The sequence below is a fragment of the Acidovorax sp. GBBC 1281 genome (assembly GCF_028473645.1).
GTDB lineage: Bacteria > Pseudomonadota > Gammaproteobacteria > Burkholderiales > Burkholderiaceae_C > Paracidovorax.
Genome location: NZ_CP097269.1, coordinates 3,881,564 through 3,907,785, shown reverse-complemented (window position 1 = coordinate 3,907,785; position 26,222 = coordinate 3,881,564). Strand labels below are relative to the sequence as shown.

General features: G+C 68.8%; 22 protein-coding genes. 4 read left to right on the top strand and 18 right to left on the bottom strand.

Annotation, left to right across the window (positions count from 1 at the left end; all coding sequences use genetic code 11):
• Positions 1–6: 6 nt before the first annotated feature.
• Both M5C96_RS18280 and M5C96_RS18275 read left to right on the top strand, forming a co-directional pair.
• Positions 7–912, top strand: a complete 906-nt coding sequence (locus M5C96_RS18280) for a MurR/RpiR family transcriptional regulator (RefSeq protein ID WP_272564560.1) — start codon at positions 7–9, stop codon at positions 910–912.
• 54 nt (positions 913–966) lie between these two features.
• On the top strand, positions 967–3,429 hold the full coding sequence (locus M5C96_RS18275) for a UvrD-helicase domain-containing protein (RefSeq protein WP_272564559.1): 2,463 nt from the start codon (positions 967–969) through the stop codon (positions 3,427–3,429).
• A gap of 46 nt (positions 3,430–3,475) precedes the next feature.
• Here M5C96_RS18275 and M5C96_RS18270 read toward each other — a convergent pair whose 3' ends face one another.
• The 13 genes from M5C96_RS18270 to M5C96_RS18210 all read right to left on the bottom strand — a co-directional run bounded on the left by M5C96_RS18270 (position 3,476) and on the right by M5C96_RS18210 (position 18,315).
• Positions 3,476–4,006 (bottom strand): phage tail protein, encoded by a 531-nt coding sequence (locus M5C96_RS18270; RefSeq protein ID WP_272564558.1) that lies wholly within the window; start codon positions 4,004–4,006, stop codon positions 3,476–3,478.
• Positions 4,007–4,018: 12 nt separating this feature from the next.
• A complete protein-coding gene (locus M5C96_RS18265) occupies positions 4,019–5,263 on the bottom strand; it encodes an ABC transporter substrate-binding protein (RefSeq protein WP_272564557.1) in 1,245 nt (414 codons plus the stop codon).
• A 7-nt stretch (positions 5,264–5,270) separates the two neighbouring features.
• Positions 5,271–6,320 carry a sulfotransferase family protein gene (locus M5C96_RS18260; RefSeq protein ID WP_272564556.1) on the bottom strand — a complete coding sequence of 350 codons (1,050 nt, stop codon included), beginning with the start codon at positions 6,318–6,320 and terminating at the stop codon, positions 5,271–5,273.
• Positions 6,308–7,153: an aspartyl/asparaginyl beta-hydroxylase domain-containing protein gene (locus tag M5C96_RS18255; protein WP_272564555.1), complete on the bottom strand. Its 846-nt coding sequence runs from the start codon at positions 7,151–7,153 to the stop codon at positions 6,308–6,310. The genes M5C96_RS18260 and M5C96_RS18255 overlap by 13 nt, the downstream gene beginning before the upstream one ends.
• A gap of 34 nt (positions 7,154–7,187) precedes the next feature.
• Positions 7,188–8,084, bottom strand: a complete 897-nt coding sequence (locus M5C96_RS18250; RefSeq protein ID WP_272564554.1) for a hypothetical protein — start codon at positions 8,082–8,084, stop codon at positions 7,188–7,190.
• Positions 8,085–8,212: 128 nt separating this feature from the next.
• On the bottom strand, positions 8,213–9,415 hold the full coding sequence (locus M5C96_RS18245) for a DUF1513 domain-containing protein (protein WP_272564553.1): 1,203 nt from the start codon (positions 9,413–9,415) through the stop codon (positions 8,213–8,215).
• A gap of 4 nt (positions 9,416–9,419) precedes the next feature.
• Positions 9,420–10,526 carry an imelysin family protein gene (locus M5C96_RS18240; protein ID WP_272564552.1) on the bottom strand — a complete coding sequence of 369 codons (1,107 nt, stop codon included), beginning with the start codon at positions 10,524–10,526 and terminating at the stop codon, positions 9,420–9,422.
• On the bottom strand, positions 10,523–11,992 hold the full coding sequence (locus M5C96_RS18235; protein ID WP_272564551.1) for a di-heme oxidoreductase family protein: 1,470 nt from the start codon (positions 11,990–11,992) through the stop codon (positions 10,523–10,525). Before M5C96_RS18235 ends, M5C96_RS18240 begins: the two co-directional genes overlap by 4 nt.
• 7 nt (positions 11,993–11,999) lie before the next feature.
• On the bottom strand, positions 12,000–13,199 hold the full coding sequence (locus M5C96_RS18230) for an imelysin family protein (protein ID WP_272564550.1): 1,200 nt from the start codon (positions 13,197–13,199) through the stop codon (positions 12,000–12,002).
• A 497-nt stretch (positions 13,200–13,696) separates the two neighbouring features.
• The gene (locus M5C96_RS18225) at positions 13,697–15,640 is read right to left on the bottom strand and encodes a PhoX family protein (RefSeq protein WP_272564549.1); all 1,944 of its coding nucleotides are present in this window, start codon (positions 15,638–15,640) and stop codon (positions 13,697–13,699) included.
• A 324-nt stretch (positions 15,641–15,964) separates the two neighbouring features.
• Positions 15,965–16,798 carry a BPSS1780 family membrane protein gene (locus M5C96_RS18220; RefSeq protein ID WP_272564548.1) on the bottom strand — a complete coding sequence of 278 codons (834 nt, stop codon included), beginning with the start codon at positions 16,796–16,798 and terminating at the stop codon, positions 15,965–15,967.
• Positions 16,799–16,876: 78 nt separating this feature from the next.
• Positions 16,877–17,827, bottom strand: coding sequence for a homoserine kinase (locus tag M5C96_RS18215; RefSeq protein WP_272564546.1), 951 nt, complete (start codon positions 17,825–17,827; stop codon positions 16,877–16,879).
• Between the two features lie 134 nt (positions 17,828–17,961).
• A complete protein-coding gene (locus M5C96_RS18210) occupies positions 17,962–18,315 on the bottom strand; it encodes a hypothetical protein (protein WP_272564545.1) in 354 nt (117 codons plus the stop codon).
• 60 nt (positions 18,316–18,375) lie between these two features.
• On the opposite strand from M5C96_RS18210, the gene polA reads away from it, so the two are divergent.
• Positions 18,376–21,186, top strand: coding sequence for a DNA polymerase I (gene polA / locus M5C96_RS18205; RefSeq protein WP_272564544.1), 2,811 nt, complete (start codon positions 18,376–18,378; stop codon positions 21,184–21,186).
• 43 nt (positions 21,187–21,229) lie between these two features.
• On the opposite strand, the gene M5C96_RS18200 is transcribed toward polA, so the two are convergent.
• The 4 genes from M5C96_RS18200 to M5C96_RS18185 all read right to left on the bottom strand — a co-directional run bounded on the left by M5C96_RS18200 (position 21,230) and on the right by M5C96_RS18185 (position 23,545).
• Positions 21,230–21,520: a hypothetical protein gene (locus M5C96_RS18200; RefSeq protein WP_272564543.1), complete on the bottom strand. Its 291-nt coding sequence runs from the start codon at positions 21,518–21,520 to the stop codon at positions 21,230–21,232.
• 133 nt (positions 21,521–21,653) lie between these two features.
• The gene (locus M5C96_RS18195) at positions 21,654–22,286 is read right to left on the bottom strand and encodes a peptidoglycan recognition protein family protein (RefSeq protein WP_272564542.1); all 633 of its coding nucleotides are present in this window, start codon (positions 22,284–22,286) and stop codon (positions 21,654–21,656) included.
• A gap of 73 nt (positions 22,287–22,359) precedes the next feature.
• A complete protein-coding gene (locus tag M5C96_RS18190) occupies positions 22,360–22,980 on the bottom strand; it encodes a hypothetical protein (protein ID WP_272564541.1) in 621 nt (206 codons plus the stop codon).
• Positions 22,981–23,002: 22 nt separating this feature from the next.
• The gene (locus tag M5C96_RS18185) at positions 23,003–23,545 is read right to left on the bottom strand and encodes a hypothetical protein (protein WP_272564540.1); all 543 of its coding nucleotides are present in this window, start codon (positions 23,543–23,545) and stop codon (positions 23,003–23,005) included.
• A gap of 263 nt (positions 23,546–23,808) precedes the next feature.
• On the opposite strand from M5C96_RS18185, the gene M5C96_RS18180 reads away from it, so the two are divergent.
• Positions 23,809–24,735 carry a LysR substrate-binding domain-containing protein gene (locus tag M5C96_RS18180; RefSeq protein ID WP_272564539.1) on the top strand — a complete coding sequence of 309 codons (927 nt, stop codon included), beginning with the start codon at positions 23,809–23,811 and terminating at the stop codon, positions 24,733–24,735.
• 48 nt (positions 24,736–24,783) lie between these two features.
• Here the strand turns inward: M5C96_RS18180 and M5C96_RS18175 are convergent, their stop codons facing one another.
• On the bottom strand, positions 24,784–26,007 hold the full coding sequence (locus M5C96_RS18175) for a D-amino acid dehydrogenase (RefSeq protein WP_272564538.1): 1,224 nt from the start codon (positions 26,005–26,007) through the stop codon (positions 24,784–24,786).
• Between the last annotated feature and the right edge of the window lie 215 nt (positions 26,008–26,222).

Below are 26,222 nucleotides of genomic sequence, written 5' to 3'. Positions count from 1 at the left end.
CCTGCCATGCTCCTGACCGAACGGCTCGTCCTCCACGCTCCCACACTGACGGCCAGCGAACGTGCGCTGGCGGACGACCTGCAGCGCCACTACCCCGATGGATTGCTCGACTCGGCCAGCGCCATGGCCGCGCGCGCGGGCACCAGCGCCTCCACCGTGGTGCGGCTGTTCGCCAAGCTGGGCTATGCCAGCCTGGCCGAGGTGCGCCGCGAAGCCCGCAGCGAGGTGACCGTGCTGCTGCAGACGCCCGCCCAGCGCACGCGCGCCACCATCGGCAGCGACCGCACCCTGGCCGAGTGCGTGGACGATGCGCTGCTGCACGACCAGCACAACCTCACCGCCACCCGGCAGGGCCTGGACATGGGCGTGTTCGGGGCGGTGGTGCAGGCCATCAGCGGCTGCCAGGGGCGCGTCTTCGTGATGGCCGAGAAGAACAGCGTGCCGGTCTCCTCCTACCTCACCACTCACCTGAACATGTGCCGGCCGCAGGTGCTGGAACTGGGAGCGGGCGCGCCCTTCGCGGTGGACCGGCTGCTGTGGACCGAGCCGCAGGACGTGCTGCTGGTGTTCACCATCCGCCGCTATTCCAACGGCGCGCTGCTGGCCGCGCAGCATTTCCGGCAGCAGGGGTGCACCGTGGTGGCGATCACCGACAGCGCGGCGGCGCCCATCGTGGCCTGCGCCCACCACAGCCTGCTGGTGGGCACGGCCAACGCGTCCCCGTTCGACTCCTACACCGCCGCGTTCTTCCTGTGCAACGCGCTGGTGTCCGCCGTGGCGCAGCAGCGGCATGGCGAGGTGGCGCAGACCCTGCAGCGCCGCGACGCGCTGTGGAAGGACTTCGAGGCCGACGCGGTGGACGGCCTGCGCCGCATGCCGCCGCACCCGGCCCGCCCGCGCAGCGGGGGGTAGCGCCGAGCAGCCCCACGGCGGAGGGCGGCCGGTGGAGGTTCCTACAATGGCGCCATGCTCCCACACGACCTGTTTTCCGGCGCGCCAGCGCCTTTCGGTGCTGGCGACGCCGGCCCCGCGCCCCAGTCCGATGCCGCCTCGCCCCTGCTGCAGAACCTGAACGACGAGCAACTGGCCGCGGTCACGCTGCCGGCCGGGCACGCCCTGATCCTCGCGGGCGCAGGCTCGGGCAAGACCCGGGTGCTCACCACCCGCATCGCCTGGCTGCTGCAGAACGGCTACGCCACGCCCGGCGGCATCCTGGCCGTCACCTTCACCAACAAGGCCGCCAAGGAGATGGTCCTGCGCCTGTCGGCCATGCTGCCGGTGAACGTGCGCGGCATGTGGATCGGCACCTTCCACGGGCTGTGCAACCGCCTGCTGCGGGCGCACTACAAGCTGGCCGGCCTGCCGCAGGCCTTCCAGATCCTGGACACGCAGGACCAGCTTTCGGCCGTCAAGCGGCTGTGCAAGCAGTTCAACATCGACGAGGAGCGCTTTCCCCCGAAGCAGGTGCAGTACTTCATCAGCGGCTGCAAGGAAGAGGGCCTGCGCCCGGGCGACGTGGACGCACGCGATGCCGATGCCCGCAAGAAGGTCGAGCTGTACCAGCTGTACGAAGAGCAGTGCCAGCGCGAGGGCGTGGTCGATTTCGGCGAACTGATGCTGCGCAGCTACGAACTGTTGCGCGACAACGATCCGGTGCGCGCGCATTACCAGCGGCGCTTCCAGCACATCCTGGTGGACGAGTTCCAGGACACCAACAAGCTGCAGTACGCCTGGCTCAAGCAGCTCGCGGGCGACGTGGCGGACGGCCAGTTCCAGCCGCGCGGCAGCGTGATCGCCGTGGGCGACGACGACCAGAGCATCTATGCCTTTCGCGGTGCGCGCGTGGGCAACATGGCCGACTTCGTGCGCGAGTTCGACGTGCAGCGCCAGATCAAGCTGGAGCAGAACTACCGCAGCTACAGCAACATCCTCGATTCGGCCAACGCCCTCATCAGCCACAACAGCAAGCGCCTGGGCAAGAACCTGCGCACCACGCAGGGCCCCGGCGAGCCGGTGCGCGTGTTCGAGGCCACCACCGACCTAGCCGAGGCGCAGTGGATGGTGGAGGAGATCCGCCAGCTCGTGCGCAGCGATGGTTTCGAACGCAAGGAAGTGGCCGTGCTCTACCGCAGCAATGCGCAGAGCCGGGTGATCGAGTCGGCCCTGTTCAATGCCGCGGTGCCTTACCGCGTGTACGGCGGCCTGCGCTTCTTCGAGCGGGCCGAAATCAAGCACGCGCTGGCCTACCTGCGCGTGCTGGAGAACCCGCACGACGACACGAGCTTTCTGCGCGTGGTCAATTTCCCGCCGCGCGGCATCGGCGCGCGCACGGTCGAGGTGCTGCAGGACGCGGCGCGCAGCGCGGGCTGCTCGCTGCACGATGCCGTCACTGCGGTGCCGGGCAAGGCCGGCGCCAACCTGGGCAGCTTCGTCGCCCTGGTCGACGTGCTGCGCGAGCAGACGCAGGGCATGACCCTGCGCGGCATCATCGAGCAGATGCTGGAGTCGAGCGGCCTGCTGGAGCACTTCCGCTCCGAAAAGGAAGGCGCCGACCGCATCGAAAACCTGCAGGAACTGGTGAACGCGGCCGAGAGCTTCGTCACGCAGGAGGGCTTCGGTCGCGATGCCATCGCGCTGCCGGTGGACGAGCACGGCACGCCGCTCACGCAAAGCCCGGCGAGCCAGGGCCTGGACCCGTCGCTGCCCACGACCGACGAGCCGCTGCCCAGCGGCGTGGCGGGCATCGTGGACACCGATACCGGCGAGACACTCTCGCCCCTGGCCGCCTTCCTGACCCACGCGGCGCTGGAGGCGGGCGACAACCAGGCGCAGGCCGGCCAGGATGCCGTGCAGCTCATGACCGTGCACGCCTCCAAGGGCCTGGAATTCGACGCCGTGTTCATCGGCGGCATGGAAGAGGGCCTGTTCCCCCACGAGAACGCGATGAGCGACCGCGAAGGGCTGGAGGAAGAGCGGCGCCTGATGTACGTGGCCATCACCCGCGCGCGAAAGCGCCTGTACCTGAGCCATTCGCAGACCCGGCTGCTGCACGGCCAGACGCGCTACAACATCAAGAGCCGGTTTTTCGACGAACTGCCCGAAGCCGCGCTGAAATGGATCACACCCAAGCAGCAGGGGTTCGGCACGTTTGCTCCTAATTCAGGAGCGGGCGGTGCATATGGATCTAACGCGAGAGGCGGATTTGGATCCAAGTCGGAATCGTTCGCCAGCCCGCCGGTCCCGGTGCAGAAGGCCGCGCCGTCGCACGGGCTGCGCGTGGGGCTGGGCGTGTTCCACACCAAGTTCGGCGAGGGCAAGGTGCTGGCGCTGGAGGGCACCGGCGACGATGCGCGCGCCCAGGTGAACTTTCCCCGGCATGGCACCAAATGGCTGGCGCTGTCGGTGGCCAAGCTGACCGTGGTGGATTGATTGCGCACCATGGGGCGGGCCAGCATGCGCTGCCCCGCGGCGTGCCTCAATTTCGCGCCGGAAAGGTCCCTACGAGCGCGATGATGAAGTTGAGGGAGAGATAAGGCTGCATGTTCTCGTGCGGCACGCTGTTTCCGGCCAGCCCCGTCGTAATGCCGGCCAGGTTGCCGTCGGGGGCCTGGTTGGTGTATTGGTTGTCGCGCCGGTCGGAAGCGGCCAGATACCGGCCGTTGGGCGCTGCCGAGTTGCCCGCGCCGCTGTTCACCGCCACGGTCGTGGTGTGGTTGTGCATCGGCATGTTGTTGATGTTGAGCGTGACGCTCTCCTGCCCGCCCATCTGCCCCTGGCTGTAGAAGCTTCCGCCAGGCAATTGGCCCATGCCCAGCGGTATACGGCCGCGCAGATCGGGCAGCGCAAAGGTGGTCTGGCCATTGCCGCCGTAGGTGGTGCCCAGCAGCGAGAACAATGCGCTGTTGCTGGAGATCGCCAGCAGCTGGCCCCAGCAGAAAGCCCAGTTTCGGGGCGCGTAGTTGCCTGCGAACACGGAGATTTCACCGAGGAATGGGTCTGCAGCCATGATGTTCTTCCATTAAGTCACGAGATAAGGGGTGGCCCAGCCGCTGCAGCCGGGGGCTCCGAGCGGTGCCGGGGTGCCGCGCGTGGCCCATGCCAGCTCGGTGGCAACGCCCGTTGCGGGCGTGCCGCCGCGAAGCCAGTGGGTGCCGTTGCGCTCGCCGCTCACCAGATCGTGGGGCTGGACGCCGCGGGGGCCATTGTCCGGGGCCGCACACAGGAGGGCCAGTTGTTCAACCCCCGCGCCGTTGCTCTGCCACTGCGCGAAGCGCTGCCCGGCCTCGAAGCCGAGCAGGGCCGGGCCGCTCAGGTCCGTTAGCGAACCGGCGCCCCGAGGCGTGCAACGGGCGGCGATCGACCGGCAGGCATCGGACCCGGCGTTCCAGGAGGCCACGCTGGCCCAGCCTCTCGGCAGCGCCTGGACAGCGTCCGCCGGCCCTTGCGAAAAGAGGGTGCCCACCACGGGGGGCGGGCTGTGCGGCTGCAACTGGCTCCACTGCCGCTGAAAGCGCAAGGCCTGCGCGCCGGAATACAGGCCCACCACGAAGTCGGCGCGGGCGGAATGCCAGGCCGAACGCAAGCCGGCGAACTCGTCGGAGCCGTCGGGCAGGCCGGAGACGTGCACTGCGGACACCGTGCCGCCTGCGGCCTCGAACGCGCGGCGAAATTCATGCGGAAAGTCGTAGCCGCTTTCCAGAAAGCCCATGCACAGCAGGGCGCGGCTGCCCCAGCGCCGCGGGGCTTCCTGCCCCAGCACCGCGCAGGACTGCCACAGCCCCAACGTGTGCGCAATCAGCCACGGCGAGCGGGCGGCCAGCCGTGTGGGCAGCCGGTCGGCCCCCGTGTCGCTGGCCAGAAAAGGCACCTGGTTCGCTTCCAGGAGCGGCACCAGATCCCGGGCCGACTGCATCGGCAGCCATCCTGCCAGCGCGTCGACCGCACCGGATCCGACGGCGTCACGCGCCTGCCGCAGCGCGGCCTGGGGACTGCGCCCGTAGGGCAGCGGCAGCCAACGCGGGGGGTGTTCCGAGGCGTCGGCGCCCGCTTCCAGGCCGGCCAGGAACTCCGCGGAAAGGGTGGGGTAGCGCGACGATTCCGGCAGCAGGACGCCGACCGTCCGCCGGATGCCGTGTCGTGCCGGGTCCGTCGGCGTTGCCAGGGCCGGCGCGGCGGCGCAGGCCACGGTCGCTGCCGTGGACACGGAGGCGCCCAGGAAGCCACGTCGGCCGAGTCGCGCAGGGGAGGGGGGCGAAAAAGTCATTGCGTGGTCAACCGGCTTCAAGGGCTTCGGAAGGGGTTCCGCCGGCGTGCATGGAAGCCTTACCTGCCGCCGCGCGCATGGCTTCCAAAGCGCGGTAGTGGGGATCGATCCATTGCATGGCCAGTTCGTGCAGGCGAGGCGAAGCCTGGCTGCGCTTGCGCTGCGCGTCGGGTGCGAACGGGTGGTTGGGGTGCTTCGCATGGACAGCGAAGGTGAGTTCGGCCTGCTCGGTGGCCGCAGCGTCGAGCGCCATGCCGAAATGCGGCGCGACCTCCGTGAGGATGGCCGATGGAAGCTGCCGGTAGTCGAGCAGCAGCGTGCGCTCCGGCCGGAACTGCTGCACCATGGTTTCGTAGAGTGCGCCCAGGCTGCGGGCGCAATAGGCTTCGGGCCCCATGTGCAAGGCATCGTCGAACGCGATGCCGGCGGGGTTGACGCCGAGGGGCCCGCCCGCGATCAGGTAGGCCGCGCGCTGCTGCAATTGGGACACCAGCACTTCCAGCGGGTCCCGGTACAGGAAAAGCCATGGGGTGTCGGGCCAGGCTTGCGCGATCTGGTCCGCATAGCCTGTGGCCCAGCAATCGCATTTGATGACGAGGTGGCTGCGCCTTGCCCCGTGGCCCGGCCGCAGCGGCTGCGACCAGGCGCTGGCCACCGCCCTGGCCGCGGGAACCGCCAGTGCCCGATCCATGCCGGGCAGCAGGGAGTTCGCGCGCATCAGATCGTCCAGCAGTGGAGGCTCCGATAGGGTGACGTGGCTGTCCAGCGCCGCGAAGGCCTGCGTCACGAGCGTCGAGCCGCAGCGCGACACGTGAAAGACGATGCCCGAGGGCGCCAGGCCTGGCGAAGCCTGCGCCCAGTCGAGCAGATCGGACAGCGGTGTCTGCCGGCGAAACCCCTGGTGGAAGGGGTGATGCATCGCATCCTGCACCCCGTCCGAGAAGAAGGGTGCGCGCGTGACCTCGGGCGGCGCGCGCATCCAGTCCACCAGCGTCTCTCCGCCGGCCCCCGGGTAGATGCGGATGGGCGACCAGCCCTCGAAATTCAGACGACCCATTGCTGCATCCATGCCTGCCGCCCGGAGGCCATGGCGGACAGGACTTCCGCCTCGGTGAAGGCCCATCCACGGGCCTGGCCCAGTTCCATGCAGGCCTGCGCGAATGCCTCCCGCGAGTGGATGCCCAGCAGGCGGTCCTGCAGCGCCGGTTCGTCGAAGACCTGTTCCCGAAACCGCGCGAACCGCCACTGCGGGTCCTGTTCGGGCGGGTAGGGCCGCCCGGTATCGCCCGCGGCGATGGCTTGGCGCAGGCGGGGCGTCGCCTCGCAATCCACCACCAGGTGCAGCCGCTCGACCGTGCCCCGGTTGCAAACCCGGTGCGGCAGGGAGAAATCGGCATACCACCACTCGCCCGTGCGCATGGGCACCCGCTGGCCACCCACATGGAAAAAGACTTCGTCATGCGTCTGCAGCGGCAGGTGCAAACGCACCTCGCCATCGCGCAGCCCCACGCCGGCATCGGCGTGTTCCAGGATGGTGCCACCGGGCGCCAGGCGCAGCACGCGCACCGATTTGAGCGGCGCGCCTTCCGTGATGCCGGCCACCAGGGTCCGAATGGCGGGGCATTGCGCCATCGTGGCTTCGTCCTGGAAGAAGTCCGCGGCGAACTCGCCTGGCGCGGCAGGCGGCGGCGAGCGGGACGTGCTGCGCAGGGCCGCCACGTGCCAGCCGCCGTTGTGCTTCGCCAGATTGAAATGCGGGCCCCAGAGGCTGTCCGGCAATGCATGGACCTCTTGCAGCGCCGCAGCCACTTCGGCCATGCCGTGCGCCAGCCGCCGCATGGGCGGGAAGTCGTTGGGCGCAAGGGGTGCCACGGTGGGCTGGGCGGTCATGGGGCGATGCGGGCCGTGGGTGAAGCCAGCGCCGTTACTGGGCGCAGATCGCGTAGGCCGTGCAGCTTTGCAGGTCCGAGCGATAGGAGTTGAGGGCGCGGATCGTCCAACCGAAGGTGCCCGCATTGCCGCCGCAATTGGCCACCGGGCGGCTCTCGCCCAGATAGACGCCGATGTCCTCGGGCGATGTCTGGCCGGTGCTTGCGGAATGGCCGCCGCCCAGCACCTTCTCGCCCGCATTGCAGCAGGAGGTGACGGCGCAGGCCTGTGCATTCACCGGTTGCAGCGTGATCTCGCGCACGGTGACTCCCGTGCTCACCGAGCCTGCCGCGCCGGTCGGGCCCGCAGGGCCGGTGCCACCGGTGGAGCCTGTGGCGCCCGTGGCGCCTGCCGATCCCGTGGGGCCCGTGGGCCCGGCCACTCCCGCGCTGCCCGTGGGGCCGAGGGCCCCCGTCGCTCCGGTGGTGCCCGTGGGTCCTGTCACGCCGGTCGCCCCGGTGGGCCCGGCACTGCCTGTGGCCCCGGTGGCGCCGGATAGGCCGGTGGTCCCTGTCGGGCCGGCGATGCCCGTGGGGCCGGTCGGACCCGCGATGCCGGTCGCCCCGGTGGCGCCAGCCGGGCCTGTAGCGCCCGTGGCACCTGTCGCGCCGGTGGCCCCCACCACGCCCGCACAGTTGCCGAGGGCGCCTCCGGGGCCATGGCACACCGGCGTCGCCTGCGACGGCGCCGACGCCAGTCCGGGCACCGTCACGGAGCCTGACGCCTCGTCCACGCGCAGGCGGATCTGGGTTTTGTCGGTGTTGGTCACCGTGAAGCCGCCATTGGGCGGCGGTGCAAGCACGATGTCCGCCGCCATCACTGCATGGCAGTGCAGGGCCCCAGCCACCAGGGCCGCGATCAGGTGTTTGCGTTGCGGAGGAAGAAAGGACATGGGCACCCCGTGATAACCGGCGGAGTGTAAGGAAAAGTCCTAAATTTTTGCCATTTTGTAATGAGTTCGATAGTTTTTATTTTTGGTGTTCCGCGATGCAACATCTCTCAAGAGGGCGTGTGCAGGGTTTACCCGGTGATGTACCAGTGGTTGTCCACACGCGCTTTGGCCAAGCCGCTGCGGTGGAGATGGGGCTGCGGTGCGGCGCCGCGGGCGTCTTCGAGGGTGTGGTCCAGTCCGGCAGCCCAGAGCGCGGTGCCGTTCACGGCGAGTGCGCAGACCTCGGGCAACGCCACCAGGCGCTGCCATTCCCCTTGTGGGCTGAAGGTGGCGATGCCCTGGGCGCGAGGGCAGCTCACGGCCCATCCCTCGGGGGTGGCGGCGATGCTGCCGCCATACCCCCGCAAACCGCCTTGCAAAACGCCCTGTGGACCGCCGGGTCCCTGCGCGGGGACGGGCGCGGTGGCCCGCAACGCCTTGCCATCAAAGAGCGCCAGCACGGGCGCCGCCTCCCGGTCCGGCTGGCCGTCGTGCTCGGCTTGCAGGGCGATGCCCAGCACGCGGCCATCGGCGCTCCAGGCCAGGTGCCGAAGGCTCAGCCGCCGGTCGTCCAGCCGCCATTGGCCCAGCACGTCGCCGGTGCGGCCATGCAGCCGTACGACGGACGAGTCCATGGTCTCCAGCGCGCGTTTCACGCGGCCGGTCTCCGGCGCGGTGGGCACGCCGCCGTTGGCGACGATCAAGGTGGGCGCGCCATCGGCGAGCGTGTGGCGGTCCCAGATGAGTTCGTGCGCGTCGATGCCCTGCGTGGGCCATTCGCTCACCGCCTCCAGCCGCTCGGCGCTGCGCTGCACGACGAGGCTCTGGCCGGTGTCGGCATCGGTCTCGGTCGTGTAGAGCAGGCGTCCGTCCGGCGATGCGATCACGTGGCCGTTGAACGAGCGGGTGCCGTCCGTCCACTGCCAGACGGGTTCGCGCGGGGTGCCTGGCCACCAGCGCACCAGCCAGTCGCCGGGCCGGCGCGACGCCGCCACGATGCTGCCGTCCGGCAGGGGGCACAGGCCGTGGGCACGGGTGGGAATGTCCAGGGTGTGCGTTGCGCGCAGCGGTGCGTCCTGGCCGGGCCGGGCCTGCAGCACACCGATGCGGTAGCTGCCGTCTTCCTGTTGCCATGCCGCTGCCAGGCGCAGTGAGCCCGCGGCGGCGGCCGGGCCGGCCCAGGCGGCGGCCAGCGGCACGGCCAGCCCCAGGCCTGCGCCGAGCCGCAGCGCCTGCCGGCGCGACAGCGGTGCCGAGGCGGCAGGGATGCGTTCCGGTCGCTTGGTTGGCATGGCGTCAGTCCCCGTCGGCGTCCGAAAACCCGATGCTCACCTGCAGCGCCGGCGCGATCTCGGCCTCGGCCAGGCGCTTGAGCGCGGTCAGTTCCTTGGCCGCCTGCAGCACCTGCGGCCCGGTGTTCTTGCTGGGCTGCGCCAGGGCGGCAAAGGCGGTGTCGATGCGCTGCGTGGCCTGCAGCAACTGGTCGGCCAGGGGGTTCAGGCCGCGGCCGCGCAGGTAGGTTTCCAGCGGCACGAGGGACTCGCCCGGCTTGGGCAGCGCGGCGCCCTGCGGCAGCACGGCCAGCGTGCGCAAGGCCTTCCATTCGGCGGCCCAGGCTTCGGGCGTGAGGCCGCTGGCGGCGCGGGGGTAGTCCGGCGTGCGGCCGCCCTGGGCGGCGCGCAGCGGCTTTTCCATGTGGGCCCAGCGCAGGCGTTCGATGCCGCCCACCCACTGGTTGATAAACTCGCCCATGGCCTGGGTGGAGCGCTCCTGCTCGTCCTCGGCGGCCCAGTCGGTGGTGGCGGCGCCGTCGAACGCCGCCTTGAGCGCCACGGCCTCGCGCTCCACGTCCAGCGCCGTCTCCACTGCGTACCGGCAGGCCGGCGTGGCGGGCTGGGCCGGCTGTGTCCACAGCAGCCATTCGAGGGCGGGCAGGCCCTTGGCGGGCGTGCCCACGCGCTCGAACGCCTTGGCACCCTGCGGCTGGGCCTTGATGGCGCGCTCGATGAGCGGGGGTCGGGTGGGTGCGAAGTCGATCTGGCGCTGCGTGCGCCGGGCGATCACCGGGCCCACGGCCACGGCGCCCAGGCTCTCCCACGCGAGCATGGTGCTGCGCCAGGCGCCGCGGGCGGCGTCCAGCGCCGCGCCGGCCTGTGCGGGCGGCGCATCGCACAGGGCCCGCAGCGCGGGCGGCAGGGCCTGCGCCGCGGTGGCGAAGTCGCCCGCGCGGGGCAGGGCCCAATGGCCGTAGAGGCTTTGCAGGGCGTGCGTGGTGTCGTAGAACGGCACAGCGTCGTGCCGCCAGTTGGTCTGCGCGGTGGCGGTGGCCGCAGCGCCCGCCAGGGCGCACAGCGCCACCGCGGCCAGGCGGGGCAGGGGGCGCAGAGCAGGGAATTTCGTCATAGCGACTCCACGAATTGCACGAGCGCGTCGCGCTCGGCCTTGTTCATCTTGAGCACGTTCTGCTTGGCTTCCTCGGCCTCGCCGCCGTGCCACAGGATGGCTTCGAGCACGCCGCGCGCGCGGCCGTCGTGCAGCAGGCGGGTGTGGCCGTTCACGTCCTGGATCAAGCCCGTGCCCCACAGCGGGGGCGTCTTCCACTGCCGGCCGTTGGCCGCGAAGTCGGGCCGGTGGTCGGCCAGGGCTTCGCCCATGTCGTGCAGCAGCATGTCGGTGTAGGGCCAGATGCGCTGGCCCGAGACGGCCTTGCTGGTCAGGCGCGGGAACGGCCCTTCCTTGGTGACGTAGCTGGGGCGGTGGCAGGCGGCGCACTGGGCCTGGGCGAAGAGCGCCTGGCCGCGCTGCACCTGCACGTCGTTCACCTTTCGGCGGGCGGGTGGGGCGAGCGTGGCCTGGTAGAACACCACGTCGTCGAAGGTCTTGTCGTCGATCTCCACGCCCGGCTGGCCCTGGCGGCCCGCGCTCTTGCCGCTGGGCGCGGCCAGGCAGTCCTTTTGCGCGGGCGTGCAGGCCTCGTGCGGGAAGTGGCGCGAAGTGATGCCCATGTCGCCCACGAAAGCGCCGCCGGTCTGGTGCGCGATGGTGGCCACGTTGCCCTTCCAGCCGAAGCGGCCGATCATCATCCGGGCCGATGGCGCATCCCACACGCGGTTGGGCACGCCCTTGATGGGGCCGGGCGCCTTGGCCTGGTCGGCGGCATTGGCCAGGATGTCGGCCTCATCGATGGCCTCCAGCAGGCCCACGCCGATGATCTGCGGCGCGATGCGCGGGCTGACCATCACGTCCGGGTGCATCGGCCCGTACCCTAAGTCGGCAAAGCCGTATTTCGGGTCGAGCAGGGTGTAGGGCGTGCCGTCGGCGAACTGGCCCTGGATGGTCTGGTAGCGCAGGGTGACGCGGCCCTCGGGCTTCACGCCGGTGATGCCCGCGTTGTTGAACTGGTCGCCGTACACGGGCTCGTGCAGCGGTCCGCCGTGGCCGTCGGCACCGGGGATGGACAGGCGGATCAGCAGCGCCACCGTGGGGTCCTTGGTCTCGCCCAGGCGGTTGAAGATCTCGGGCGGCGCGCCCCGGCCGTCCTGCACATGGCAGCCGCCGCAAGAGCGCGCGATGAAGTGCGGCCCCAGGCCGTCGCGCGCCTTGGTCGAGGCGGGTGCCTCCACCCAGTTGCGGCGAAAGAACGAGTTGCCGATGACGAAGCGCGTGCGCTCGTCGTCCGGCAGGTTGGCCGCGGGGAACGAGAAGGCGTTGCGCCCGGTGGCGAACACGGTGGTGTCGCCGCCGGGCTTCTCGCCCAGCGGGTCCGGGTGGCCGCTGGCCACGAGGCCCGTGGCGGCCGCCGCCAGGCCTGCACTGGCGGTCGCGAGGCGCCAGGTGCGGCGACGGTGGAAGGCTTTCAGGAAACGCATCGCGGGATCAGGGTTGCACGAGAGTCAGCCGGGTGATGCCGATGGCGTTGGCGGCGGCGACCAGGTCCTTGGACTGCGCGCTCAGGCTGTCGATGGTTTTCTGGATGCGCTGGCGGCCCGGCGCGTCCTTCTCGCCGATGATCTCGCGGTCGAACGGCGCCTGGATGGCCTCGGCCGCCTTCACCGACGCGGCGATCTGCTGCGTGGTCTTCTCGGCCAGGGCGGCGTCCTTGGCGGCCACCAGGTCGCGCAGCGAGGGGCCCTGCACCTGGCTGCCATCGGCGCGCCGGTACTGGCCCAGCCACACGTTCTGGATGCCCTGGGCATTGGTCACCGCGTCGCGGTGCGTGTTGTCGGAAAAGCAGGAGTGCTCGTCTTCCTGGTCCTGGCTGTTGAGCGCGACCTCCAGCCGCTCGCCGGCCAGTTCACCGCGCGAGAGCGAGCCCAGGCCCACCAGCATCTTGCGCACCGATTCCTGCCCGCCCTTGGCGAACTTGGCGCGGTAGTTGTTCTTGGCCTTCGGGTCCCAGGCCTTGACGAGGAAGGTGAGGTCGTCGATCAGCAGGTCGGTGACCACCGTCAGGTACTGGCGGCGGCGGTCGGCGTTCTTGCCCTTGCCATCGACGAAGTCCTCGAAGTTGCGGTCGCCCGGGCCGGTGTCCGAGAGGTCCTGGCCCCACAGGAAGAACTCGATGGCGTGCCAGCCGGTGGCGATGTTCTCCTCGCCGCCGCGCTCGTTCTGCGCGGCGAGGTTCTTCTTGGTGATGGCGAATTGGCGGTTGTTCACCAGGCCGGCGTCGGGCTTGCCTTCGACGCTGTCCACGTACGACTCGTCCATGGGCCAGGCGTTGATCTGGCCTTCGGGGCCCTTGTCGTCGTCGATCGGGCCGCCGTAGAAGCGGAACGCCTCGGTCTGGCCATAGAACTCGCGCGCGGCCAGCCAGGTCTTGCGGGCCTCGGCCAGCGTCTCCACCGACGGCTTGGCCGTGAAGGCCTTGATGGCGGCGTGCATGGCCTTGGCTGCGTTCAGCGTGTCTTCGTAGTTGGCGTGCACCAGCGTGGCGTAGTGGGCAGCCACGGCATTGGCGGTGGCGGGCTGGGAGGCCTGGACGGCGGTGCCTTGTGCCTGGGCCACGCCCACGGCGCCGAGCGGACTGGCGGCCAGCAGGGCGGCGAGGGCGGCGGTTCTGAACAAGGGGGTCGTCATGGGCATCTCCAGGTTGGGTAAAAACGGACCGGGCGGACGCTTTCCGGCCTGCCGGAGGCAGGGCGCCGGGCCGCGCGCCGCCGGGCTCGGGCCGGGGGCAGCGGCCGGTGGAAGCGGCAGCGGGAACAGGCGGCAAGGTGGGGGCATCCGGCCGCCGGTCGGCAGCACGGCGCCCGGGGTGCGCCTGAGTGAGCGGGCATTATAAGAATGCGATTTATTATCATTTGAAGACAACCCTTCGCCCCGTACCGCCATGCGCGGAGCGGCCGGAAAGGGCGGGTCTCCATGGGAGACGCTATTTGCTATTATTTTTGTAGCTGCATGCCATAGAAGAATATGTGCTGGAGCCGGTTTTTGCTCCAATATTCTGTGGCGGTGCGCCATGGGTGCTGCCGTGTGCCAATCCCATGAAAAAAAGCGAGGCCAGGGCCTCGCTTTTGGGTGGGCACCGGCCGTGCCGCGCTGGCACGGCTCCGATGCCGGGAGAGCGGCTGCGCTCAGCTCAGCTTCATCTGCGACGGCGTGCCCGTCAGGTAGCCCACGGCCGAGCCGAACTTGTCCTTGTAGTTGGCGCGCACCAGCGGGTCCAGCGTGTCCTTGACCTTGCTGTGGATGCTGCCCCAGTCGCCGGCGTGCTGGAAATTGCTCATGATGTAGGTGAAGCCGTTGATCTCGTCCACCGCATGCAGGCCGGTGGATTCGCCGCCTGCGGGCACCGACATCAGGCGCGACAGCTGCTTCGTGTCCACGTTGTACGCCCACAGGAAGTTGTTGACGTGCTGGCTGCTGTCCTCGCCGATGAACAGCGTGCGCAGCTTTTCGGAGAACTTGAGGTTGTCCGGGTTGGCGATGTTGTTCGGGTTGGCGGTGTTGCCGAGCGCGTCGGCCGTGATGTCTTCGCCGGCCAGCAGGGCCTTGGTGTCCACGGGCATCCAGTCGCTGTTGATCGCGGCGCCGGTGGTGTCCTTCTGGCCGCCGCGCAGGTTCAGCGCCATCACGGCGCCGGCCACGAGCTGCTTGGGCACCGAGATGCCGTTGCCCGGCACGTTGGCCGCGTTGCCCGCCACCATCGAGGTCTGGATGTTCTGCAGTGCCGAGTAGGCGATCTTGTCCTTGGCGTTGACCGTGGTGCCTTCCATCTTGGTGAAACCCAGGCTGGCGCCCAGCAGGGCGGCGTAGCGGTGGGTTTCCAGAAAGGCGGCGGCCTTTTCCATGCCGGCGTTCAGCTTGATCCACTCGGTCTTGCCGTTGGCGACGATCTTGGTGAAGGTCGTGTCCTTGGGGTCGGCGCTGGCCACGGTCATGATGTCCGTGGGCTTGAGCTTGCCGGCCAGGGCCTCGATCTCGGCGCTGGTGGCGGAGCCCAGCTTGATCCAGGTGAGCGGCGCGGCGGTGGTGGCAGCGGGGTCGATGGAGAAGCCCGCGCCGACCTTGGCGGCATACAGCGTGCCGGAGGACAGGTCCTTTTCCTTGTCGGCCACGAAGACGAAGTAGGCGCTGTTGGTGGCGTCGTCACCCATGAGCGCGGTGCGCTGGTCGGGCATGACCTGCACCAGCTCGTGCGAGATGCGGCCCATGCAGAAGTGCTTCTTGATGCTGGCCGTGCCGTCGGCGTTCACCGTCACTTCGGGCATGTGGCCGTAGTGGTAGGGGTTGGCCGCCGTCTCGCTGCCGTACAGGTTCTTGCTGTAGGCCTTGAACTGCGCGTTGGAGGCGATGGTGAAGGCGTCCGGCTCGTACTCTTCGCTGGACAGGTGGGTGCCCCAGGGCGACAGGCTCGCGCCGCAGGTGATCCACAGGCCGTGCACCTTGGAGGTGTCCACGTTGTGGTACTTGACCAGCGACAGCTTGCCGGTGGCGGGGTCCTGGTCCAGGCTCAGCACGGCGATGGGGGAGGGCAGCTTGCCGTACATGTCGGTCTTGCCGTCCTGCGCCCAGGTGGTGTATTCGAACTGCACCACGGCGAACACGGGGTTGCCCTTCACGCCGTCCACCTTGGCATTGGCCACGGTCAGCAGCGAGGTGCCGTCCGGCGAGTCGGAGAAGAACTGGCGTTCCTTGCCGGCCACGGTGGTGTCGGTGATGGCCTTGTTGTTGATGTCCACATAGCCGCCCGCGAGGATCTTGCCGCCCTTGCCGTCGGACACCATGTCGCCCGTCACGAAGAAGGGCTGGTAGGCCAGCTGGTAGTTCTGCACCGAGTTGTCGCTGAACTTCACGCTCATCGTGGAGCCCACGGACGTGGTCGCCATGGCAGCCGGGTTGGACAGCGTGGGCGCGGCCATCGAGCTGAAGCTGGCCGATGCGAACGTGGCGCCATCGCTGCCGCCGCCGCAGGCGGTCAGGAAGGATGCGGAGGCGCTGGCGCCCAGCGGCAGCATCGGCACGCCGGCGAGGAATTGCAGGGCCTTGCGGCGGGTGGGCATCGGGGTGTGGGACATCGTTTTGTTCCGGAAAGGAGAGGGGTGCGATACGCCGCCGGCAACGGCCGTGGGGAGCGGCATGCCGGCGAGCCAAACGCGGAAACGACGCAATGCCGCTTCCACTGCCCGGATGCTAGGAATCGCCCGTGACAGCGATTTGAAGGAATGGTGACAGCCGTGTGACGCTGGCGGCTGCATTGACCGCTGCATCGCGCCCCATGCAGGGGATCGGAGCGATCGACGGGCGAATGCGGGACCGTCGGCCGGACCGGACTGCGCTCGTCCGGCCGGCGGTGGCCCGGGGACTTTTGCCCCGTGGCCTGGCCCCGAAGGGCATGCGCGTCAGAGCGGGCCGGGCGGCTCGGCAGCGGCCTCGGACGGAGTCGGGACCAGGCGCCGCTCCGGTGGCTCGAAGCAGTCGCGGAACGAAAACACCACCGAGGTGAAGAACATCGCCGCCAGCATGAGCGCGGTCGCCACCATGATGCCGCCTGCCACGCCGCTGCCCAGGCCCAGGAGCGCCAGCAGCGTAACGCCGATGCTGACCACGATGCCCGCGCCCAGGAACACGCCCGTCCACACCAGGCCATAGACGGTGAATGCGCTGAAGTTGCGCAGGCACGCCACCATGCTGAAGAACAATGCCTTCACGGGCGGCACGCCGTGCCAGTGCACCAGGCCCGGCGCATGCCAGAACAGCAGCGACAGCGGCACGTACAGCGCCAGGGCAAGCCACATGGCGGCCTGGAAATCCCCCGCCTCGGCCACCTCGCGCGTGAGCTGCTCGCCGCCCAGGTACACGCGGGCGAACTGCCCGTCGTCCACCAGCGCCGAAATCGCCATCACCGCCAGAAAGCCCATGGCGTACAGGGCGCCCAGGATGAGCATGTCGCGCAGCCGCTGGCGCCCGGTGCGAAACGCCACCAGCAGCAGCGCTGGCGTGGGAAAGCGCCCCTGCGTGGCCTCGCCCGCGGCCACCATCATGGCCAGCGTGGCCGAGGGCAGCAGGGCCAGCGCGACGGCCGGGCCGATCAGCGGCAGCAGGGTGGCCAGCGACATCGCGGCCATGGTCATGAAGAACAGGGCCGCCAGCGCCATCGGCTGGCGCCAGAAGACGCGGATGCCGAGCCGGACCCAGTCAAGGCCGGCACGGGCGGGAACGATGTGGAGTTTCATGGGTGGATTGTGGTGGAGGGGCCCCAAGCCGTGCACGGGCCAGGGACATGCGGCCGGCGGCGGGCCGCCCGCGTCCGTTCAGGCATGCACGGGGTGTGCCAGGCGTTCGCGCAGCACGCGCTCGAAGTGCGTGGGGTCGTGCGGCGTCAGCAGCGAGGCCTCGCGCGGCAGGTGGAAATCCCACAGCCGCGAGATCCAGAAACGCAGCGCGCCGGAGCGCAGCATGGCGGGCAGCAGGGTGCGCTCGTCGGCGGTGAGCGGGCGCACGCTTTGGTAGGCGTCCAGCATCGCGCGGGCCCGCACGTCGTGGTGCGCGCCCGTGGGCAGGTCGATGCACCAGTCGTTCAGGCACACGGCCAGATCGAAGAGGAAGGTGTCCACGCCCGCGAAGTAGAAGTCGAAGAAGCCAGTCAGCTCTTCGCCGTCGAACATCACGTTGTCGCGGAACAGGTCGGCATGCACCGGCCCGCGGGGCAACGCGGCATAGCCGGCGGAGGCCGCCACGTGGTTCTGGTAGGCCAGCTCGGAGCGCAGCAGCACGGCCTGTTCCTCGCCCACGTGGGGCAGCACGGCGGGAACGGTCTCGTTCCACCAGGCCAGCCCGCGCAGGTTGGGCTGGCGGCGTTCGTAGCCGTGCCCGGCGAGGTGCATGCGCGCCAGCGTGGCGCCCACGGCGGCGCAGTGCGAGGCTTCGGGCGCCAGCTGGCTCTTGCCGCGCAGCTTGCTCACCACCGCGGCCGGCTTGCCGGCCACGCTGTGCAGGATGTCGCCGTGCTTGTCGGCCCGCGGGTCGGGCACGGGAATGCCGGCGTGCGCCAGGTGCTTCATCAGGTGCAGGTAGAACGGCAACTGCTCGGCGGTGAGCCGCTCGAACAGCGTGAGGACGTACTCGCCCTGGTCGCTGGTGAGAAAGTAGTTGGTGTTCTCGATCCCGCCCTCGATCCCGCGCAGCGATACCAGCGTGCCCAGTTGCAAACGGCGCAGCAGGTCGCGCGCCTCTTTCTTGGAGACTTCGGTGAAGACGGCCATCGCTCAGCGCAAACGAAGAAAAGGAAAAAGGAGGGGAGAGGAAAAAGGCACGGAAGTGCGAATGCAGGGAAGGCAGCCGAAGCCGCCGCGCGCCGGATCGCCCGGTGGCCGCGCCGTGGCGGGCGGCCGGGGGCTCAGAACTTCATCACGTTCCACACGCGCGGTGCGGTGTTGGTCTCGGCGCCGTTGCGTGGGCGGGTGCGGGCGCCTTCGCCGGGCTGCACTTCGTATTCGGGCATGCTGCCGGTCTTGGGCTGCACGGTGATGCTCTGCGTCTGGCCGCCCACCCGCAGCTCGTTCACGCGGCTGCCTTCGTCTTCGACCTGGATGCGCTCGACGCGCTGGTTCTGGCGGCCTGCCGATTGCTCCTGATTTGGTAGCTGCTCGCGCTGACCAGTCGTGCGCTGGGCCGCGTTTTGATTGGGGGTCTGGGCCAGGGCGGGGCCGGCGATGAAGGCCAGCAGGAGGAGGGTGTGGGCAGCGCGCATGGGGCGGATTGTAGAGCGCTGCACCTGGGGGGCGCGCAGCGCGGGGCACAATCTGCGGCTATGAGCAAACCCAAGACCCTGGTGCTGGTAGACGGCTCCAGCTATCTGTACCGCGCCTACCATGCCATGCCCGACCTGCGGGCCGTGCCGGGCGACCCCGCCAGCCCGGCCACGGGCGCCATCCGCGGCATGGTCAACATGATGCAGGCCCTGCGCCGCGAAGTGCGCGCCGACTATGCGGCCTGCGTGTTCGACGCCTCGGGCAAGACCTTCCGCGACGACATCTATCCCGAATACAAGGCGCAGCGCGCGCCCATGCCCGACGACCTGCGCAGCCAGATCCCGGCGATCCACGAGGTCGTGCGCCTGCTGGGCTGGGCCGTGCTCGACGTGCCGGGCGTGGAGGCCGACGACGTGATCGGCACGCTCGCCGTCACCGCGGCGCGGCAGGGCGTGGAGGTGATCGTCTCCAGCGGCGACAAGGACATGAGCCAGCTGGTGGATGCGTACATCACCATCATCGACACCATGAGCGGCAAGAAGCGCGACATCGCCGGCGTGACGGCCGAGTTCGGCGTGCCACCGCACCTGATGGTGGACTACCAGACCCTGGTGGGCGACACCGTGGACAACGTGCCCGGCGTGCCCAAGGTGGGCCCGAAGACGGCCGCCAAGTGGCTCATGGAATACGGCTCGCTCGATGCGCTGATGGAGCGCGCCGCCGAGATCAAGGGCGTGGCGGGCGAGAACCTGCGCAACGCGCGCGACTGGCTGCCCACCGGGCGCCAACTGGTCACCATCCGCACCGACTGCGACCTGGAAGGGCATGTGGCCGGCCTGCCGTCGCTGGACGCGCTGACCACCGGCGCGCAGGACGCCGCGGCCCTCAAGGCCTTCTACGAACAGTACGGATTCAAGGGCCTGGCCCGGGCCATCGACATCCAGGAAACTGCCCCGGAACTGCTGGAGGAAGGGGCCGCCAAGGCGTCCAGGGGACGTGGCGGCGCCATGGACCCCACGCCCGGCCTGTTCGACGAGCCCGCCGAAGTGGCTGCGGCCAAGGTGAGCAACCTGCAGTACGACACCGTGCTCACCTGGGAGGCGTTCGATGCCTGGTTCGCGCGCCTGCAGGCCGCCGAACTGGTGGCGATCGACACGGAGACCACCTCGCTCGACGAGATGCGCGCCGAGATCGTCGGCATCAGCTGGAGCGTGGAGGCGGGCACGGCCGCCTACGTGCCGCTCATGCACGACTACCCCGACGCCTCGGCGCAACTGCCCCGCGACGAAGTGCTGGCGCGGCTCAAGCCCTGGCTGGAGGACGGCACGCGCAAGAAGCTCGGCCAGCACGTCAAATACGACCGCCATGTGCTGGCCAACCACGGCATCGAAGTGCAGGGCTACGCCCACGACACCATGCTGCAGAGCTACGTGCTCGAAGTGCACCGGCCGCACGGCCTGGGCAGCCTAGCGGAGCGGCACCTGGGGCGCAGCGGCATCCACTACGAAGACCTGTGCGGCAAGGGCGCCAAGCAGATTCCTTTCAGCCAGGTGTCGATCGAACTGGCGGCCGAGTATTCGTGCGAAGACTCCGACCAGACGCTGGACGTGCACCGCGTGCTGTGGCCCCAGCTGCAGGCCGACGACAAGCTGCGCGGCATCTACGAACTGGAGATGGCCAGCAGCGAGGCGCTCTACCGCATCGAGCGCAACGGCGTGCTGGTGGACGCGCCCATCCTCGCGCAGCAAAGCCATGAGCTGGGCCAGCGCATCCTGCAGTTGGAGACCGAGGCGTACGAGATCGCGGGCCAGCCCTTCAACCTGGGCAGCCCCAAGCAACTGGGCGAGATCTTCTTCGACAAGCTGGGCATGCCGGTGGTCAAGAAGACTGCCACCGGCGCGCGCAGCACCGACGAAGAGGTGCTGGAAAAGCTGGCCGAGGACTATCCGCTGCCCGCCAAGCTGCTGGAGCACCGCAGCCTGTCCAAGCTCAAGGGCACCTACACCGACAAGCTGGCGCAACTGGCCCATCCCTCCACCGGCCGCGTGCACACGCATTACGCCCAGGCCGTGGCGGTGACGGGGCGCCTGTCCAGCAACGACCCCAACCTGCAGAACATTCCCATTCGCACGGCGGAAGGGCGGCGCGTGCGCGAAGCCTTCGTGGCGCCGCCCGGGCGTGTGATCGCCAGCGCCGACTACAGCCAGATCGAGCTGCGCATCATGGCCCACCTGAGCGGCGACGCCTCGCTGCTGCATGCCTTCACCGAAGGGCTGGACGTGCACCGCGCCACGGCGGCCGAGGTGTTCGGCGTCGAGGTCGGCCAGGTCAGCAGCGAGCAGCGGCGCTACGCCAAGGTCATCAACTTCGGGCTCATCTACGGCATGAGCAGCTTCGGCCTGGCCAAGAACCTGGGGATCGAGACCAAGGCCGCCGCGGCCTACATCGACCGCTATTTCCAGCGCTATCCCGGCGTGAAGCAATACATGGACGACACCAAGGCCCTGGCCAAGACCAAGGGCTACGTGGAGACCGTGTTTGGCCGGCGCCTGTACCTGCCCGAGATCAACTCGCCCAACGGCCCGCGCCGCAGCGGCGCCGAACGCGCCGCCATCAACGCGCCCATGCAGGGCACCGCCGCCGACCTCATCAAGAAGGCCATGGTTGCCGTGCAGGACGTGCTGGACGCCGAAAAGCCGGGCGTGCTCATGATCATGCAGGTGCACGACGAACTGGTGTTAGAGCTGCCCGAGAGCGAGGTGGACTGGGTGCGCCGCGAGATCCCCCGGTTGATGGCGGGTGTGGCGGACCTGAAGGTGCCGCTGCTGGCCGAGGTCGGCGTGGGGCCGAACTGGGACAAGGCGCACTGACGCGGGCGGGCTGGGGCCGGTCAGGGCCGGCCCGACTCCGGCTTTACTGCCCCATCAACGCAGGCAGCGCCTTTTCGCACGCGGCCTGGCAGAGAAACCGCTGCGTCTGGCCGGTGGCCTCGGCCGTCAGGTAACCCGCTCCTGCTGCGTGGATGCGCCACGCGTATTTCGCCCCGCCTTTCATGAGCGTGCCGGAGAAGCTGCACGGAAGGATGATCGATTCGGCATGGAATGTCGCGGCAGAGACTTCCTTGGCGCTCGAGAAATAGGTGGCTACGTCTTTTGGCGTGAGGGACAGCGTTTCGCAGCCCATGGTGTCGGCTGCGTTGTCCACCTGTCGCTCTATATCGATGACAGCAAGCCTGGTATTTGTTGGCCCGGGCCGGCTGATGTGGGTGCCTAACACAGCCAGAAGGGCTGCACTGACTAAGACAAATAGGACGGAGGAGATTCTTAGATCCTGCATCTCATGCGCCACTGAAAAGATATTTGAGCAACTGCGCGCCTTCTGCAGGTTGTTTTCGGGCTATGGCGCCGTGTGAGTAGACGTCCGCATTCAGCTTGAGGCCATACTCAGTCAATAAAAGTTGGGTAAGCCATTTGGTCTGATATAGCTGTGCGGAAGTCGGCGTCTCATAGACCTGATTGCCGGTTAGAAAGAGACCCACCACCTCGATCCCGATAGAGTCGCTGTTGGAGGGGTAACGCAGCGGGTAGACCTTCCGATTTTCGGAATCCGACACATTGGTGGCCCTGCGCCCAAAACTCATGCCCCGCTCGTGCAACATTGCATTAATGGTTTTTAGATCTTCTGGTGCGCAGCTGTTTTCATTGAGACAGCGAGGTTGCAAAATGCCAACATGCCAGCACGTTTTCAGCAGGCTGGCCGTTTGATAGATTTTTCCTGATTTGTCTATCAGGAAATGTGCCCCGGTCTTTTGACCTGCTTTGTATGCGTTCAGCGAACTGCTCGCTGTCGACGAATCGGTGCGATGCAAGACAATGGACGTGACCTTTTTCAACGCGTCATGCTCGATGGACGGGAATGTTTTTACTTCAATGTTTTTGTCTGCAATCAATCCGTTTTCAAATTTCCCCAATTTCTTCCTCCCTTGATTTTTGAAGCGGCCCGAATTCTAGAGGGATCGGTTTGCCCGCTTCATCACAGAAGAGTCAAGGAGGGCAATCCGGCGTTACGTCCGCTCCCAGCGGAAGGTAGTAATGCGCCTTCGGCACCCATTGCCCCTTGGCGCCGCTCTCTGCGACCTTCACGTGCATGCCTTCGCTGGACAGGCAATGGTCCACGCGCACGCGGGCCTTGCGGTCCGGCCATCGCAGCACCACGCGGTGGGCATTGGTGCGGGAGACCACGGCGTTGTTCGCCAGCAGCAGGCCCACGAAGCCTTCTTCGGGCGCCTTCTGGAATTTCGCATCCCGTTCATCCGCAGGGACCGCGTCTTCACCGCGGTATTGCAAGATGGAAGCGTCCTGTACTGCCGCGCCCGCCTGAACGCAGCACTCCGGCGTCTTGCCCATGGGCGGAGACAACCGAAGGTAGTGAAGTGCCTCGCCTTCAGGCTGCGGCTGGCCCAGCACCAGCCGGGGTGCGTCGGGCCGGCGGGCGTCGAGAAGGCCCACGCGCGATGACACGGGCGATGCCGAAGGCACGGGCTGCGCGGTGTCGGCCTGCGCGCTGGTGCCGCCGAGGACCAGCCCCGCCAGCGCCAGAAGGACCGAGGCCGTGGACCGGCTGAAAAAACGGCCGTCGGCCATCTGGCCTGCCGTACCGCTCAAGGGGCGGCGGGTGCTGTTGCGCTCAGTGGCCATCATCGGACCAGTGCGGCGGGTCGGACGTGAGCTTGTAGACCCCGTAAGTCGCGCCCAGGGCATGCAATTGCGCAGCGGTGGTGACAGTGGTGCTGGTGCCTGTGGCATCTTTGAAGGCCTTCCCTGAATAGTTGGTGATCGTCATGTCGATGGCGCGGCCCTCGGAATGGCGCGAGGTGAGTGCGGGCGCATACACGATGCCATAGCCTGCCACCATCTGGTTGGCGGCGACCCGGGCAGCGCCCGCATTGACCGCGCCCGTGGCACCGCGGTGGACCCATTCGATGTCCACACCCGCCATCGCGGGCACCGTGGCGGCGTCCGCGTTTTCGCGGGCGATGCGCCAGGCGTGATGCATGAGGTAGGCCCGCTCCGGCGGGCGCAGCGTGGCGGAGATGGAGACCGAGGCGCCCCCGGCTTCCAGCGCGGCGATGAACGTGTCCACCTTGGTGCGGAAACTGGCGATCAGATCGCTGGTGGAGGTACTGGTCGGGAACCGGGCAACCCACGCGCTGCCACTTGAATCTGCCATGCCTTGTCTCTTTCTGAACGGAGGGAGGGGTGCTGGATGCAATCCAGAGGAATGGGCAACGCGGCGCGCCGACGGGATCGAAAGACGGCAGGCCTCCCAGAGCCACCTTGGCCTTGGGTTGTCACGTACCACGGCGAGCCTATCCGTACCGGATGACCGCACCGCGACATTTGTTTCCAATTGCGTCCAGCTTACAGCGGGTGCTGATGCTTTTTGATGCAATATGGTCGGCTTCGCTTCTTTCGAAAAAGCCTGCCTTTGCCATGCGCCTGCGCCACATCGAAGTCTTCAATGCGGTGATGCTCACCGGCAGCGTGAGCGCCGCCGCGCGGCTCATCAACGTCACCCAGCCGGCCGTGAGCCGCATCCTCGCGCATGCCGAACTGCAGTTGGGTTTCGCGCTGTTCCACCGCATGAAGGGGCGGCTCGTGCCCACGCGCGAGGCGCAGACCCTGTACCCGCACATCGAGCGGCTGTTCAACCAGCTCGACGACGTGCAGCGCCTGGCCAACAGCCTGCGCGGCCAGCAGCGCGAAGGCGAATTGCATGTGCTGAGCGTGCTGGCCCTGAGCCACGAGGTGATGCCGCGCGCGCTGCAGGCCTTCCGTGCGCAGCACCCGGACGTGGTGGTGCGCATCGATGCGTTGCACTCGCCGCAGATCGTCTCGGCCCTGGTGCTGCAGGAGGCCGACATCGGCTTCGTGTTCAGTGCGCTGGTGCACCCCTCGCTGGCGCAGGAGACGCTGGCGGAAGGGCGCGTGGTGTGCATCGCTCCCAAGGGCACGCTGGGTGCGGACGTGGTGCAGGCCGGCGTGGTGCACCTGGCCGATCTGGCCCACACGCCGGTGATCCGCCTGGAGGCGAACGACCCGCTCGGCACGATGGTGAACCACGCCAGCCGCGAGGCCGACGTGGGCCTGCAGGCGGCCTTCACGGTGCAGACCTACCACGCGGCGCTCGCGCTCGCGCACCACGGGTTGGGCGTGGCGCTGGTGGATGTGTGCACCGCGGCGTCGGCCGACCGCACGCGGGTGGACGTGCTGGCGCTCGCGCCGCGCATCGCGGTGCCCGTGAAGGCGCTGCGCATGGTGAACCGGCCCGCATCGCTGCTGGCGGACACCATGGTGCGCTGCATGCGCGATGCGGTGGCGCAGACGCTGGCGTCGGCCGGCCTGGCAGAGAGCGACTGACAAGCCGAGCACGGCGGCGAACGCGCGCCGGCCTCCCCCCGCCGTGACTCAGGTGGGCGCGCAGGCCTGCAGCATCTGCTCGGCCACGATGGCCGCGGTACCGAACGCCAAGGTGAAGCCCAGTGCCCCGTGCCCCGTGTTGAGCCACAGGTTGTCGGCCTCGGCGGCGCGGCCGGCGATGGGCAGGCCCGTGGGCGTGGCGGGGCGCATGCCGGTCCAGGGGTGCAGCGATGCGGCGGGCGCTTCGTGCCCCAGCACGGTGCGCACCGTGGCGCGCAGGCTGTCGATGCGTTCGGGGTGGATGCGGCGGTCGTCGCCCACCAGCTCTGCCATGCCGGCCACGCGCAGGCGCTGGCCCAGGCGGGCGAACACGACCTTGCGACCCGCGTGCGTCACGTTCATGCGGGGCGCCCAGGGTGCATCGGCCAGGGCGTCGAGGGTGATGCTGTAGCCCTTGATCGGATAGACGGGCAGGTGCACGCCCACCATCCGGGCCACCGCCACGCTGCCGCTGCCCAGCGCCAGCACGAAACGGTCGGCCTCGATGGTGCCGGCGCTGGTGCGCACCGCCGCGATGCGTCCCTGTACCCGGTCGAACCCCTGTACCTGCGCACCCAGTTCGAAGCGCGCGCCGCGCTGGGCCAGCAGGGCATGCAGCCCATCGCACACCTTCTGGCAATCGGCCGCGCACTCGCTGGGCGTGTGGATCGCGCCGGCAATGTGGGGCGCATGGTGGGCGAGCGCCGGTTCCAGTTCCACGCAGCGCTGGGGGGACACCGAGGCCTGCTCGCTGCCCCAGGCCCGCTGCAGTTCCATCTGCCGCTCGGCCGCGGCCAGGCCATCGCGCGTGCCGTACAGCACGAGCTTGCCGGTGCTGGAGAAGTCGCATTCCAGCGCCTCGCGGGCGCGCATGGCTTCGAACCCGGCGCGGCTGCGGGCCGCCAGCGCGAGCAGTTGCGCTGTGGTGCTACGCGAGGTGGCGCCGTTGCAGGCCGCCAGAAACTGCAGGGCCCAGCGCCACTGGTGCGGGTCCCGCTGCAGTCGCACCTGCAGCGGCGATTCGCGCGACAGCAGCAGCTTGGGCAGTTGCGCCCACAGGCTGGGGTCGGCCAGGGGCTGCACGTAGCTGTAGCTCAGCTGTGCGCCATTGCCGCCGCTGGCGCCGCCGCCCACGGGGCCCTGGTCGATCACCGTGACGCGCATCCCCTGGCGCTGCAGCGCGTAGGCCGTGGCCAGGCCCACGATGCCCGCACCCATCACACATGCATCCATATCGCTCGATTCCCGTTGGTTGTCCGTCCTGGGCACTCTAGGGACGGGCGCGGCCTTTGAACAATGCCAAACCGCGGGGCAGGCATGCCGGGAAGTTATGCGCCGGCGCCGGGCGCGAAGATTGCATGGGGACCCCCTGGCCGATGCGGATGGCATAACTTTTCGTCATGGCCCATGCTGCCGAATGAATTGTTCAAAGCCGCACCGAGTTCCTA

What these genes read in the sequence shown, in the direction of transcription:
- M5C96_RS18280 (WP_272564560.1), top strand. Translation starts at nt 7, where the DNA reads ATGCTCCTGACCGAACGGCTCGTCCTCCACGCTCCCACACTGACGGCC.
- M5C96_RS18275 (WP_272564559.1), top strand. Translation starts at nt 967, where the DNA reads ATGCTCCCACACGACCTGTTTTCCGGCGCGCCAGCGCCTTTCGGTGCT.
- M5C96_RS18270 (WP_272564558.1), bottom strand. Translation starts at nt 4,006, where the DNA reads ATGGCTGCAGACCCATTCCTCGGTGAAATCTCCGTGTTCGCAGGCAAC.
- M5C96_RS18265 (WP_272564557.1), bottom strand. Translation starts at nt 5,263, where the DNA reads ATGACTTTTTCGCCCCCCTCCCCTGCGCGACTCGGCCGACGTGGCTTC.
- M5C96_RS18260 (WP_272564556.1), bottom strand. Translation starts at nt 6,320, where the DNA reads ATGGGTCGTCTGAATTTCGAGGGCTGGTCGCCCATCCGCATCTACCCG.
- M5C96_RS18255 (WP_272564555.1), bottom strand. Translation starts at nt 7,153, where the DNA reads ATGACCGCCCAGCCCACCGTGGCACCCCTTGCGCCCAACGACTTCCCG.
- M5C96_RS18250 (WP_272564554.1), bottom strand. Translation starts at nt 8,084, where the DNA reads ATGTCCTTTCTTCCTCCGCAACGCAAACACCTGATCGCGGCCCTGGTG.
- M5C96_RS18245 (WP_272564553.1), bottom strand. Translation starts at nt 9,415, where the DNA reads ATGCCAACCAAGCGACCGGAACGCATCCCTGCCGCCTCGGCACCGCTG.
- M5C96_RS18240 (WP_272564552.1), bottom strand. Translation starts at nt 10,526, where the DNA reads ATGACGAAATTCCCTGCTCTGCGCCCCCTGCCCCGCCTGGCCGCGGTG.
- M5C96_RS18235 (WP_272564551.1), bottom strand. Translation starts at nt 11,992, where the DNA reads ATGCGTTTCCTGAAAGCCTTCCACCGTCGCCGCACCTGGCGCCTCGCG.
- M5C96_RS18230 (WP_272564550.1), bottom strand. Translation starts at nt 13,199, where the DNA reads ATGACGACCCCCTTGTTCAGAACCGCCGCCCTCGCCGCCCTGCTGGCC.
- M5C96_RS18225 (WP_272564549.1), bottom strand. Translation starts at nt 15,640, where the DNA reads ATGTCCCACACCCCGATGCCCACCCGCCGCAAGGCCCTGCAATTCCTC.
- M5C96_RS18220 (WP_272564548.1), bottom strand. Translation starts at nt 16,798, where the DNA reads ATGAAACTCCACATCGTTCCCGCCCGTGCCGGCCTTGACTGGGTCCGG.
- M5C96_RS18215 (WP_272564546.1), bottom strand. Translation starts at nt 17,827, where the DNA reads ATGGCCGTCTTCACCGAAGTCTCCAAGAAAGAGGCGCGCGACCTGCTG.
- M5C96_RS18210 (WP_272564545.1), bottom strand. Translation starts at nt 18,315, where the DNA reads ATGCGCGCTGCCCACACCCTCCTCCTGCTGGCCTTCATCGCCGGCCCC.
- polA (WP_272564544.1), top strand. Translation starts at nt 18,376, where the DNA reads ATGAGCAAACCCAAGACCCTGGTGCTGGTAGACGGCTCCAGCTATCTG.
- M5C96_RS18185 (WP_272564540.1), bottom strand. Translation starts at nt 23,545, where the DNA reads ATGGCAGATTCAAGTGGCAGCGCGTGGGTTGCCCGGTTCCCGACCAGT.
- M5C96_RS18180 (WP_272564539.1), top strand. Translation starts at nt 23,809, where the DNA reads ATGCGCCTGCGCCACATCGAAGTCTTCAATGCGGTGATGCTCACCGGC.
- M5C96_RS18175 (WP_272564538.1), bottom strand. Translation starts at nt 26,007, where the DNA reads ATGGATGCATGTGTGATGGGTGCGGGCATCGTGGGCCTGGCCACGGCC.